Raw genomic sequence first — 12,521 nt, forward strand, 5'->3', positions numbered from 1 at the left:
ACAAAGGTTTAGTGCAACTGTTTGCAGTCTTGAAGGAGCCCCCCACGGTGAGCAGAGTCCTCGTCACCGGAAGTGCAGGACGTCTCGGCCGCAGCGTGGTCAGCACGCTCGCGGCGGCCGGGCATGAAGTCATAGGCGTGGACAGCGCGCCTGGCACGCCGCCGGAGGCCGCCGCCACCTTACCTGCCGACCTCACGGACACGGGAGAGGCGTTCGAAGTGATCGCCAGGTTCCGGCCCGCGTCGGTGATCCACCTGGCCGCCATCGCCACGCCGTTCAGCCGTCCCGAGTCGGTGATTTTCAAGGTCAACACGCAGCTGGCGTTCAACGTCTGCGAGGCGTCAGTGGCTCTGGGCGTGGGGAGCGTGGTGGTGGCCAGCAGCCCCACGGTGATCGGCTACGGCGCCCCCGGCGGCTGGGCGCCGTCGTACCTGCCGATCGACGAGGATCACCCGGTACGGCCGTGGAACGCGTACAACCTGTCCAAGGTGGCGGCCGAGCAGACCATGAAGGCGTTCGCCGAGGCGGGCACGACCAAGCTGGCCGCGATCAGGCCGTGCTTCGTCATCCCGCCGGAGGAGTGGGCCGGTGCCCCCACGCAGTCGGGGCACACCGTCGCCGAGCGGCTGGACCGGCCTGAGCTGGGCGGAGTGTCGCTGTTCAACTACATCGACTCCCGCGACGCCGCCGACATGGTGGCCGTGCTGGTCGAGGCGCTGCCCGAGCTGCCGAACGGCGAGGTTTTCTTCGCCGGCGCGACGGACGCGCTGGCCAGGAAGCCGCTGGCGGACCTGCTGCCCCAGGTCGTGCCCGGCACCGAGCCGTTCGCGGCCGGGCTCACCGGCGCCTCCCCCGCCTTCTCGACCGCCAAGGCAGAGCGCCTGCTCGGCTGGCAGGCCAAGCGGAGCTGGCGTACGGAACTTCACGACCCAGACCTTCATGACCAGGAACCAAAGGAAGCTGAATGAATCTCAGCGGTGTGCTGTTCTTCCCCGTCACCCCCTTCGCCACCGACGGCACGCTCGCCGAGGAGGTCCTGGCCGAGCACATCCGGCAGGGCATGGAGCACGGCCCCGGCGGCGTCTTCGTGGCCTGCGGCACCGGCGAGTTCTCCGCGCTGTCGGAGGCCGAGCACCAGCGTGCCGTGCGGGTGGCGGCCGAGGTCGTGGGCGGGCGGGTGCCGCTGTTCGCTGGGGCGGGCGGGCCGCTCGGCGCGGCGCTGAACCAGGCGCGGGCCGCGCGTGAGGCGGGCGCGGACGGTCTGCTGCTCATGCCGCCGTACCTGGCGAAGGGTCCCGGGCACGGCTTCAGGGCTTACGTCGAGGCGGTCGCCGCGGAGCTGGCGGTGATCGTCTACCAGCGGGACTCCGTGGTGCTGGAGCCGGACACCGTGGTCGAGCTGGCCGGGATCCCCGGGGTGATCGGGCTCAAGGACGGTCTGGGCGACATCGACAGGATGCAGCGGACCGTGCTCGCGGTGCGGGAGGTGTACCCGGACTTCCTGTTCTTCAACGGGCTGCCGACGGCGGAGCTGACCATGCCCGCCTACCGGGGCATCGGCGTGGAGCTGTACTCCAGCGCGGTGTTCGCGTTCGCGCCGGAGATCGCGCTGGCGTACCTGAAGGGCGACGAGCGGCTGCTCACCGAGTTCTACGCCCCCCTTGTACGGCTGCGCGGCAAGGTCCCCGGCTACCCGATCTCCCTGGTCAAGGCCGGGGTACGGCTGCGCGGACTGGACGTGGGCGCGGTCCGCCCGCCGCTGGTGGAGGTGAGCGGCGAGCACCTCGAGGAGCTGGAGGCGCTGATCAAGTCCGGGCTGGAACGGGCGGCGTCATGACGATCGCCGACCTGCGTACCGAGCTGCGTACCGCCCCGCTGGCGCGGCCGTGGGGCGCGGACGTGCCAGCCAACCACGTGATCGTGTGTCATGTCACCTTGAAGGACGGGCGCACCGGGACCGGGTTCTCGTGGACGCCGCAGATCGGCGCGCACGCCGTGCGGGCGCTGCTCGACCACGACCTGCGGGAGGCGCTGATCGGGCTGCCCGCGCACCCCGAGGTGGTGTGGGACCGGCTGTGGCGGCACCTGCGCGAGGCGGGACCCGGCGGGATCACCACGATCGCGCTGGCCGGGATCGACCTGGCGCTGTGGGACCTGCGCTGCGGCGACGACGGCCTGGCCGACGTGCTGGGGCGGCGGCGCGACGAGGTCCCGGTCTACGGCAGCGGCGTCAACCTGCACTACACCCTGGAGGAGCTGGTCGAGCAGGCCGGGCGCTGGGTGGCGGCCGGATTCCGGGGCGTCAAGATCAAGGTGGGCCGTCCCGACCTGGCCGAGGACGTCGAGCGGGTGGCGGCGGTGCGCGAGGTCATCGGGCCCGACCGGCTGCTGATGATCGACGCGAACCAGCGGTGGGACCTGCACCGGGCCCGGCGGGCGATCGGCGCGCTGCGCGAGTTCGATCTGCACTGGATCGAGGAGCCGCTGCCCGCCGACGACGTGGCCGCGCACGTGGAGCTGCGCCGCTCCATCGACGTGCCGGTCGCGGTGGGCGAGAACGTCTACACCGTCTACGGCTTCCGTGACCTGTTGACGGCGGGGGCCTGCGACGTGGTCCAGCCGAACGTGGTGCGGGTCGGCGGGATCACGCCGTTCCTGCGGATCGTGGAGCTGGCCAGGACGTACGACGTGCCGGTGTACCCCCATCTGCTGAGCGAGATGTCGGGGCAGCTGGCCCTGACCCTGCCGCTGCCCGTCATGGTGGAGGACGTGGAGGACGCCTCGTTCGGCGCCCTCGGGTTGCTGGCGGAGCCGTACCCGGTTCTGGTGTCCGGCGGGATGTTGCGGGCGGGCGAGCACGCCGGACTCGGGCTGAGGTGGTCGTGATGAAGGTCGTTCTCGCCGGAGCCTTCGGGCACGGGCGGCACCACCTGGGCAACCTGCGCAGGCTGGCGAACCAGGGCCTCATCGAGCTGGCCGGGATCTGCGACGTGCGCCCGGTGGAGGTCGACTTCGGCTCGCCCCTGCAGTCCTCGAACCTCGGCGCGCTGATCGAGAAGACCGGCGCCGAGATCACGATCATCTGCACGCCCATCCACACGCACGCCGACCTCGCGGTGGCCGCCCTGCGCGCGGGCTCGCACCTGCTGCTGGAGAAGCCGCCCGCGGCCAGCCCCGCAGAACATCGACGGATCGCCGCGGCGGTGGCGGAGACCGGGCTGGCCTGCCAGGTCGGGTTCCAGTCGCTCGGCTCGGCGGCCGTGCCCGCGCTGCGCGAGCTGATCGCCGATGGCGTCATCGGCCGGGTCCGTGGCATAGGCGGCGCCGGCGCCTGGGAGCGTCCCTCGGCCTACTTCACCCGCTCCGCCTGGTCGGGTAAGCGCCGCCTGGACGGCGTTGACGTGGTGGACGGCGCGCTGACCAACCCGTTCGCGCACGCCGTGGCGACCGCGCTGGCCTTGGCGGACGGCCCGATCGCCGGGATCGAGACCGAGCTCTACCACGCCCACCCGATCGAGTCGGACGACACGTCCTGCCTGCGGATCCGGATGGGCGACGGCCTCGTGATCACGATCGCGGTGTCGCTGTGCGCGCCCGAGCGGAACGAGCCGTACCTGGTGGTGCACGGCGACGCCGGCCGCGCCACGCTCGTCTACACCCAGGACCAGGTCAAGGTCGAGCACGCGGACGGCTCGGTCACGACGACCGTGTACGACCGCACCGACCTGCTGGAGAACCTCGTCGGCCACCTCCGCACGGGCGCGGATCTGCTGGTGCCGCTGTCCGCCACGGAGACGTTCACGCAGGTGCTGGACGCGGTGCGGCTGGCACCCGAGCCGCTGCCGATCCCCGAGCGGCACCAGCTCGTCGAGCGGGACGACGCGGGCGAGGTCACGCACCGGTTCCTGCCCGGCATCGCCGGCCTGACCGTCCGCAGCGCGGACGAGCTGGCGCTCTACTCGGAGCTGGACGCGCCGTGGGCGCGGGTGGAGCTTTGCGTGGCGGGCCAGGACGTGGCGGCCTACGAGTGGCAGCCGGACCTCCCGGTCACCGACTCCCCCAGGCCGTACCTGCATCGGGTGCGGACGCTGGGTGGCGTCGAGGTCACCCAGGTCCGGCCCGAGGATCACGTGCACCACCTCGGGGCCGGCGTGGCGATCTCCGACCTGGGCGGGGCGAACTTCTGGGGTGGCCGCACGTACGTCAAGGACCAGGGCCCCACCTGGCTCGGCGACCATGGTACGCAGCGGCACCGGGCGTTCTCGCGGCTCGACGACGACGGCTTCGTCGAGGAGCTGGAGTGGGCCGGGCCCGGCGGGCGGCTGCTGGCGCGGGAGGAGCGGACGGTCGTCGCCCGGCCGTTCGGGGAGGCGTGGGCGCTGGACTTCACGTTCACGCTCACCAACCTCACTGGAGCGCCCGTGGAGATCAACAGCTCGGCCACCAAGGGCCGGGCGGGGGCGGGCTACGGCGGCTTCTTCTGGCGCGCGCCCGGGACCTCCGTCTCCCGGGCGACGCTGCCGGGAGACGAGCAGGCCGTGCACGGCAGCCGCGGCCCGTGGGTCGCCATGTCCGGAACGGATCCGGACGGGCGGGACTGGACGCTGGTGTTCGTGCAGGACGCCGGGGACGCGTGGTTCGTGCGGGTCGAGGAGTATCCGGGGGTGGGGCAGGCGCTGGCGTGGGACCGGCCGCTGCTCGTCGAGGACACCCTGACCAGGCGGATCGTCACGATCGTCGCGGACGGCCGGCTCGACCACGCCTCGGCCTCCGCGCTGGCCGCCGAGGTGAAGTTCTAGGACGCCTCCCCTTTCGGCCGGCGCCGCGCGACAGGGCCGTCAGGTCGGCGGCGTGGTGCTCGCGGTTGGCGGCCGCCGGGTCTTGTGCGGATTTTCACCGATAGTCATTATCGGGGAAATCGCCAAGGAGCGGAGAAGCATGGCCATCGACTTCACTCTCGCCCCCGAGCACGAGGAGATCCGCAAGCGGGTCCGCGCCTTCATCCAGGGCACCGTCATCCCCGCCATGGAGGAGGTGAAGGAGAGCGACCGCGACGCGTACCTGCGGACCCTCGTGCGGCTCCGCTCCCAGGCCAAGGCCGAGGGCCTTTGGCTGCCGCACATGCCGAAGGAGTGGGGCGGGATGGGGCTGGGTCACGTGGAGCTGGCCATGGTGCAGTCGGAGGCGGCCAAGACCCGCGTCGGCCCGTGGGTGCTGAACTGCATGGCCCCCGACGAGGGCAACATGCACACACTCCTGCACTGGGCGACGGACGAGCAGAAGGAGAAGTACCTGCGTCCGCTGCTGGACGGCACGCAGATGTCCTGCTTCGCGATGACCGAGCCCGAGGTTGCGGGCTCGGACCCCACCCTGATCCGCACCGAGGCCGTACGTGACGGCGACGAATGGCTCATCAACGGGCACAAATGGTTCATCTCCAACGCCCGCCGCGCCAACTTCGCCATCCTCATCTCGCGCACCGAGCCGGACGTGCCGGAGGGCTCGCGGGGCGCCAACACCGCCTTCCTCGTGGACCTGCCCCACCCCGGCTGGAACGACGTACGCGAGGTCGAGACGATGCACGGCTCGACCGGCCACAGCGAGATCGTCATCACTGACCTGCGTGTGCCCGACAGCCAGATCCTCGGTGGGCGCGGCAACGGCCACCGCCTGGGCCAGTACCGCCTGGGGCCGGCCCGGCTCGCCCACTGCATGCGGTGGATCTCGCAGGCGGAGACGGCACTGGACATGATGGTCGACCGCGCGCTCAACAGGTACAGCCACGGCTCCCTGCTCGCCGAGAAGCAGGGCATCCAGTGGATGATCGCCGACTCGGCCATGGAGCTGTACCAGTGCAAGCTGATGGTCCTGCACGCCGCCTCCAAGATCGACAAAGGCGAGGACTTCCGCACCGAGGTGTCGATGGCCAAGCACTTCGTCGCGAACAGCCTCAACCGGATCGTGGACCGGGCGATCCAAGTGCACGGGGCGCTGGGGTATTCGACGGACACGCCGCTGGCGAACATGTTCCAGCACGCGCGCTGGGCCCGCTTCGCGGACGGTGCGGACGAGATCCACCAGATGCGCATCGCCGAGCGCACGATCGCCACCTACCAGGCGACCGGCTCCACGAACGCCGCCACCGGCGGCCTGCCCCTGTAAGACTTGCCCCTCGGTACGGCGCCCATGCTCGCGCAGCGCGCCATGGCATCGGCCCATGCCGTGCCCACGCCGCCGCCGGAACCTGAGAGCCGGCTGTGACCTCCATTGCCGACGTGTAGGGCGAATGTTACGGTTACACCTGTCAGAAGATTCTTACACGAGACAGATCATGATGAACGCCGTCGAATGATGAGAGGAGTCACCATGAAGGCGATCCGCTACTACGCCTATGGCCCACCCAGCGTGCTCACGCTCCAGGACGTCGGCATGCCGGCGGTCGGGGACGACGACGTGCTGGTCCGCGTGCGGGCGGCCGCCGTCAACGCCGGGGACTGGCACTACATGCGGGGCATGCCGTACATCTTCCGCGCGATGGCCGGCCTGACCCGGCCCAAGGCCAACGGGCTGGGCAACGACTTCGCGGGAGAGGTCGAGGCGGTGGGCAAGAACGTCACGGCGTTACAACCGGGAGACGAGGTGTTCGGCTACGGCGAGGGGGCGCTGGCCGAGTACGTCAGCGTCCGCCACGACGCGGCGGTGCTGAAGAAGCCCGGCAACCTGACGTTCGAGCAGGCGGCCGCCGTGCCCACGGCGGCGACCACCGCGTTGCTGGGCCTTCGCGACAAGGGCCGGGTCCAGCCCGGCCGGCGGGTGCTGATCAACGGCGCGTCAGGCGGCGTCGGCACCTTCGCCGTGCAGATCGCCAAAACCCTGGGCGCCGAGGTGACCGGCGTGTGCAGCACCGGAAACGTGGACCTGGTCCGCTCCATCGGCGCCGACCGCGTCCTCGACTACACCAAAGAAGACTTCACCCGCGACACCCGACGCTACGACGTCATCCTCGACAACATCGGCAACCACCCACTGTCAGCCTGCCGACGCCTCCTCACTCCCCGAGGGACCTTCATTCCCAACTTCGGCACGGGCGGCCGCTGGGTAGGCCCGATGAACCGGCTCATCGCGGCGAAACTGCTGTCCCTGTTCATCCACCAGAAGGTCGCCAACTACGTGGCGATCCCGCGCAAGGACGACCTCGCCGCCCTGCACGACCTCCTCCAGGACGGAAAGATCGCCCCGGTCATCGACCGGACCTACCCGCTGACCGAGGCCCCCGAGGCGATCCGCTACCTCGAAGAGGGACACGCCAAGGGCAAGATCGTCGTCACCGTGTGAACCCGCCGCATGTGCGAGAGCGGGGAGCGAGATACCGGTGCAGGACCGGGCGCCACCGGTTGGCGGGGCAGTCGCGGAGGGCGGCGACCGCGAGGCAGTATTTGCTCACGCTCACCGGCCGCACCCCCATACCCCAGAGCACCCGGTCGACCATGGCCTTCCCGTCCGCCGACTTCGACTCCAGCAGGACCAGGTCCTGGCGGGCCGGCACGTCGCGCCGGCGATCGCGGCAGAGCAGCCCGGTGTCGCAGGTGAGCCGGGCCGCCCCCGCCCGGTCCACCAGCGTGACCCGCTTGTAGTCGGTGGACAGCACGGGCCCCAGCGAGTCCGGCACGGTGAGACGCAACTCGGTGAGCAGCGTGTCGCTCACGAAGTCCATCGCCTTGCTGGTGAGCACCTGCGGGGGCGCGTCATCGTACGGGATGCGATGCTTGTCCGTGCTCCCCCGCGCCCCGCTGAGCTTGAGCTCCAGCCACCGGCCGCCCCCGTCCAGATAGGTCCGGGTGCGGAGCTTGAACCTGCGCCGCCGCTGCTGCCGGTGCTGCCGGAAGGTGAGCAGGTCAGGCGTGTCGAAGTACGTCGAGGTGTAGCGGAACTGCCGCCGCCCCCCGATCCGCAGCACGGCGAACCGATCGCCCAGCTCGGCGGCGAGCCGCGCCATCGCCGAGGCCGTCACGAGGTATTTGGAGTCCACCCGGCTCATCAGCTCCGGCACGTCCTCCAGCCCGATCGGCGCCATTCCCGCGGCGACCCCGGCGAGCACCACATCGGCGTCCAGCACAGCGCTCATCGTCGTCACCGCACCCTCGCCCGGGCGTTCGGCACCGCGTACCGCACGTCCACCACGGTCACGTCCCGCACGTAGTCGACCTGCGTGACCACGCACTCCAGCACCCGCGCCCGCAGCCGGCTCTCCAGATCCACCCGCAGCAGATCCGGATCCGTGTGCACGACGTCCAGCGTCACCACCTGATGCCGGGTGCGGCCGAGCATCCCGGGATGGTCGGCGAGGTACATCACCAGCAGCAACACCGCATTGAGCCCGAGCGCCGTCAGCGGCCACGCCGCCGCGACCCCGTTGACCAGCCCGAGCACGATCGCGACGAAGTAGTAGGCGATCTCCTGCTGGGTGATCTCGCTGGATCGCAGCCGGATGATCGACAGCAGCCCGAACAGCCCGAACCCGACGGCGATGTCCACCCGCTGCACCAGCAGGAGCGAGACCACCGCGAAGATCCCCACGTTCAGCGCGATGTACGCGAACAGCAGATCGCGCCGGTGATGCCGCCGATAGTAGAGGCCATAGGCCAGCAAGATGATCGCCACGAGATCCATTGCCAATCCGGCAACCATGGGCCGCTCCCTTCAAATGTCCTGTTGATGAACAGCCTGAAGGCGCGCGGTGAAGCAGCCGTGAGGCGATGATTAGGCCACTCTCATCCGGTAGCCGGTCCCCCGGACCGTCTCGATCCGGTCCGCGCCGATCTTGCGCCGCAGGTAGCGCACGTAGACGTCCACCACGTTCGACCCGGGGTCGAAGTCGAACCCCCACACGTGGCTGAGCAGCTGCTCACGCGTCAGCACCTGATCCGGATGCCGGCAGAAGATCTCCGCCAACGCGAACTCCCTGGTGGACAGGTCCACCGCCCGATCCCCGACATAAGCCCGCCTGGTACGCAAATCCAGCGACAAATCCGACACCCGCAGCACGGTCACCTCGGGCGTCCGGTCGGCCCGCAGCCGCAACCGCACCCTGGCCAGCAGCTCCTCGAAGGCGAAGGGCTTGGCGATGTAGTCGTCCGCCCCGCCCTCCAGCCCCGCCACGGTGTCGCTCACGCTGTCACGGGCGGTCAAGATGATCACCGGTATCGTCACCTTGGACTCCCGCAGCCGCCGCAGCACCGTGAACCCATCGCTCAACGGCAACCCGATGTCCAGGATGAGCAGGTCGAACCCGCCGGCGCACGCGAGATCGTACGCCGCGACCCCGTCCCCCACCACGGCGGTCACGAAGCCGTTGACCCGCAGCCCCTTCTCCACGAAGGAGGCGATCCTGGCCTCGTCCTCAGCGATCAGAATCCGGTTCACCGAACCTCCACAATTCCCACAGCGGAAGGGTCATGACAAAACAGGCCCCGCCACCGGATGCCTCGGTCACCGTCACCCGGCCCCCATGGGCCTCGGCGATCGATCGGACGATGGCCAGCCCCAGCCCGGCCCCGTCATGGGCTCCGGTACGGCCCGCGCCACGCATGAATCGCCCGAAGATCCGCTCCCGATCGGCGGGCGCCACCCCGGGGCCGCTGTCGCGGACCCACAGCTCGACCGATCCGTCCCGGACGGCGGACCCGACGGCGATCAGATCGCCGTCCTTCGTATGGCGGACGGCATTGGCGACGAGCTGCATGAGCGCCTGGGTGAGCCGCTGGCGATCCGCCGGCAGGCGGGCCTCGGCCACCTCGTCCACCCGCCACCGGCGTTCACCGAGCGCGCGGCTCTTGGCGACCACGCTGACCGTGAGATCGGCCAGCTCCACGTCGTCCATGGTCAGGAATCCCGGCTGCTCGGCCTTGGCAAGAGTGAGGAGGTCGTCGACGATGCGGTTCATCCGGTCGAGCTCGTCGGTGACCAGGGCGAGCGTCTCGGCGCGGTCGGCCGGATCGTCGCTCATGAGCTCCAGGTGCCCGCGGATCACGGTGATCGGGGTGCGCAGCTCGTGACCGGCGTCGTCCATGAAGTTCCGTTGCACGACGAAGGTGCGCTCGAGCCGGTCGAGCATGTGGTTGAACGTCCCGGCGAGCGCGGCCACGTCGTCGTCGCCTGGCACGTCGAGCCGGCGGGTCAGGTCGGAGGAGTCGCTGATCTGCTCGGCGGTCTGGCTGACCAGCCGGACCGGCGCGAGCACCCGCCCGGCCACGAACCACCCGGCCGCCCCGGCCAGCGCCATCGCCGCCAGCGCGGACAGCCCGAGAACCCGCACCGCGTCCACGATCTCGTCGCGGTGAAAGTCGTAGAAGACCGCCACGACGAAGTGGCCGGGGCGGCGATCGGGGTGCACGGTGACCGGGATGACCGCGTACTGGACCGTGCCCTTGGCGGTCTCGATCGTGCCGTTCTCCGTGTCGGTGGCCGCGGCCAGCCGTGCGACGAAGTCGTCGTCGGTGTCCAGGCGTACGGGCGGCTCGATCCCGGTGACCATGTGGGCCCGGCCGTCGACGATGCTGAAGAAGGTCTCCCATCGGTCGGGCGCGTTGATCGCCAGGTAGCCGGCGAGCAGGTGCTCGACGTCGGTGACCTGGCCGCCGGTCGCGGTCGTCGCGTACAGCCGCAGCTTCTCCGCCTCGTTGCTGAGCTCGTGGTTCACGCGGTTGTCGAGCCGGGCGTTCAGGGAGGTCCAGGTCGCGAAGATCGAGACTGACAGGGCGAGACCGACGACGACGAGCATCCAGCCCACGATCCGGGCGCGGGCGCTCACCCGCATCCGGTCCCCCGGTCAGTCGTCATCGTCATCGTCCCCATCATCGTCGTCGTCATCATCATCGCCACCGCCCCCGGGCCGGGGGGACGGCGGCTTGACCGGCTCGGCCTTGGTCTTGCGCGGCGCGGGCCGATCGGTGCTCTTCTCGGGTGCCGGCTCACCGTCGTTCACCGATCCGCTCGCCCGCGGGGACGGATCGGGCGGGCCCTGAGCAGGCGATGCCGAGGCGGGCCCGCTGGATCTGCCCGAGCCGGGAGAGGGCGAGACCACGACGGGCCCGCCCAGATCGGGTTCATCGGCCGCCCGCACCAGCTGCATCGACAGCAACCCGGCCGCCGCCACACTCAGAACGAGCAGTATCACCGTCGCCCACCGCTTCATGCCCTTGACCTTGTCGCCTTTCGAGGAGACCACGCTGAGGCCCAGATGAGAAACCTCTCATCTGATCAAGCAAAGACGCAGTAGAATCTTGTTCTGATACCGGCCGGTCGGTTCAGGAGGAAAGCATATGCGGGTACGGGACAAGGTCGTGGTCGTCACGGGCGCGGCCGGCGGCATCGGCAGGGCGATGGCGCTCAGGTTCGCCGCGGAGGGCGCGGCCGGAGTGGTCGTCGCCGACCTCGACGAGGCAGGGGCGGCCGCGGTGGCCAAGGAGATCGGCGCCCGCGCGATCGCCGTACGGGTGGACGTGACCTCGGAGCCGGACGTGGCCGCCCTGGCGGAGACGCCCTTCGGCCCCGTCGACCTGTTCTGCTCCAACGCCGGCATCATCGCCGGCCACGGCCTGGACGCCTCCGACCAGGAGTGGAGCAGCCTGTACGCGGTCAACGTCCAGGCCCACGTGTACGCCGCCCGCGCGGTCGTGCCTTCCATGATCGCCCGCGGCGGCGGCTACCTCCTGAACACCTGCTCCGCCGCCGGCCTGGTCAGCTGCCCAGGCGACGCGCCGTACGCGGTGACGAAGGCGGCGGCGATCGCGTTCGCCGAGTGGCTCGCCATCCACTACGCCTCCCAGGGCATCAAGGTCAGTGTGCTGTGCCCGCAGGGGGTGCGGACGGCCATGCTGGAGCGCGGCCTGGAAGAGGACCACCTGACCGCCCGCGCGGTAGGCGCCTCGGCTGCCATCCTCGACCCCGCCGACGTGGCGACCACGGTCATCGAGGGCCTGGAATCCGAGCGTTTCCACATCTTCCCGCACCCGGAGGTGGCGGAGTTCGTACGCCGGAAGGCCGAGGATCCCGACAGATGGCTGGCCGGAATGTCGCGCTTCGTCGACTCCCTGACGGAGGGACGATGAGCACCGAGCGAGGGACGTCAGCAGCCCGCCGCGCCTGGCGCCGCCTGGAGCCGGTCCACGGCATGATCTACTTCGTCCCCGAGGCGTCCCGCCGCTACACCGAGCTGGGGCTCACCGGCATGTCCGGATATTTCACCTCCCGCAGCGCCGCCTTCGGCCGCGCCTCCGCCGACCTGGTCATCGCCACGTTCTACAACTTCTGCCCCGACCTCGTACGCCGGTCCCTCGCCGGCGCCTGGGACACGGCCACCCCCGGGCAAGTCCTCCAAGCCCGCCTGGACGCAGCCACCGAAGCGCTGCGCAGGGCAGCCATCCACGACCTCCCCCATTTCGACGAGACCCTGGCCCTGGCCCGCCGCGCCGCCGAAGCGGCCTGCGACCACCCCCAGGGCCTGTCTCTTATACCCATCT

13 protein-coding genes are annotated in these 12,521 nt (G+C 70.4%); 8 read left to right on the plus strand and 5 right to left on the minus strand.

The genetic code is table 11. The annotated features are described in order from the left end of the window. Window positions 1-47: 47 nt before the first annotated feature. The 6 genes from EJK15_RS47980 (at window position 48) to EJK15_RS48005 (ending at window position 7,335) form a co-directional block, all read left to right on the plus strand. Window positions 48-968: an NAD-dependent epimerase/dehydratase family protein gene (locus EJK15_RS47980; RefSeq protein WP_138717143.1), complete on the plus strand. Its 921-nt coding sequence runs from the start codon at window positions 48-50 to the stop codon at window positions 966-968. Then, a complete protein-coding gene (locus EJK15_RS47985) occupies window positions 965-1,837 on the plus strand; it encodes a 5-dehydro-4-deoxyglucarate dehydratase (RefSeq protein ID WP_138717144.1) in 873 nt (290 codons plus the stop codon). The genes EJK15_RS47980 and EJK15_RS47985 overlap by 4 nt, the downstream gene beginning before the upstream one ends. After that, entirely contained in the window at window positions 1,834-2,886 is a 1,053-nt protein-coding gene (locus EJK15_RS47990) for a mandelate racemase/muconate lactonizing enzyme family protein (protein ID WP_138717145.1), read from the plus strand. Before EJK15_RS47985 ends, EJK15_RS47990 begins: the two co-directional genes overlap by 4 nt. After that, window positions 2,886-4,799: a DUF6807 family protein gene (locus EJK15_RS77255; RefSeq protein WP_206061552.1), complete on the plus strand. Its 1,914-nt coding sequence runs from the start codon at window positions 2,886-2,888 to the stop codon at window positions 4,797-4,799. Before EJK15_RS47990 ends, EJK15_RS77255 begins: the two co-directional genes overlap by 1 nt. A gap of 139 nt (window positions 4,800-4,938) precedes the next feature. Beyond that, window positions 4,939-6,162, plus strand: a complete 1,224-nt coding sequence (locus EJK15_RS48000; protein ID WP_138717147.1) for an acyl-CoA dehydrogenase family protein — start codon at window positions 4,939-4,941, stop codon at window positions 6,160-6,162. Window positions 6,163-6,366: 204 nt separating this feature from the next. After that, window positions 6,367-7,335, plus strand: coding sequence for an NAD(P)-dependent alcohol dehydrogenase (locus EJK15_RS48005; protein ID WP_138717148.1), 969 nt, complete (start codon window positions 6,367-6,369; stop codon window positions 7,333-7,335). Here EJK15_RS48005 and EJK15_RS48010 read toward each other — a convergent pair. The 5 genes from EJK15_RS48010 to EJK15_RS48030 form a co-directional block, all read right to left on the minus strand. Beyond that, a complete protein-coding gene (locus EJK15_RS48010) occupies window positions 7,325-8,125 on the minus strand; it encodes a polyphosphate polymerase domain-containing protein (protein ID WP_138717149.1) in 801 nt (266 codons plus the stop codon). The genes EJK15_RS48005 and EJK15_RS48010 overlap by 11 nt on opposite strands. A gap of 5 nt (window positions 8,126-8,130) precedes the next feature. Next, window positions 8,131-8,688 (minus strand): DUF4956 domain-containing protein, encoded by a 558-nt coding sequence (locus EJK15_RS48015; RefSeq protein ID WP_138717150.1) that lies wholly within the window; start codon window positions 8,686-8,688, stop codon window positions 8,131-8,133. Between the two features lie 72 nt (window positions 8,689-8,760). Next, window positions 8,761-9,423, minus strand: coding sequence for a response regulator transcription factor (locus EJK15_RS48020; RefSeq protein WP_138717151.1), 663 nt, complete (start codon window positions 9,421-9,423; stop codon window positions 8,761-8,763). Continuing rightward, window positions 9,401-10,810 carry a sensor histidine kinase gene (locus EJK15_RS48025; protein WP_206061553.1) on the minus strand — a complete coding sequence of 470 codons (1,410 nt, stop codon included), beginning with the start codon at window positions 10,808-10,810 and terminating at the stop codon, window positions 9,401-9,403. Before EJK15_RS48025 ends, EJK15_RS48020 begins: the two co-directional genes overlap by 23 nt. A gap of 18 nt (window positions 10,811-10,828) precedes the next feature. Next, window positions 10,829-11,227 (minus strand): hypothetical protein, encoded by a 399-nt coding sequence (locus tag EJK15_RS48030; RefSeq protein WP_138717153.1) that lies wholly within the window; start codon window positions 11,225-11,227, stop codon window positions 10,829-10,831. Between the two features lie 94 nt (window positions 11,228-11,321). Between EJK15_RS48030 and EJK15_RS48035 the strand changes: the two genes are divergently transcribed. Beyond that, window positions 11,322-12,110 (plus strand): SDR family oxidoreductase, encoded by a 789-nt coding sequence (locus tag EJK15_RS48035; protein WP_138717154.1) that lies wholly within the window; start codon window positions 11,322-11,324, stop codon window positions 12,108-12,110. Then, window positions 12,107-12,521: SCO6745 family protein (locus tag EJK15_RS48040; RefSeq protein ID WP_420847145.1), on the plus strand; the 415-nt coding region annotated here is incomplete at its 3' end. The genes EJK15_RS48035 and EJK15_RS48040, both read left to right, overlap by 4 nt.

It is taken from the genome of Nonomuraea basaltis (assembly GCF_005893125.1).
GTDB lineage: Bacteria > Actinomycetota > Actinomycetes > Streptosporangiales > Streptosporangiaceae > Nonomuraea > Nonomuraea basaltis.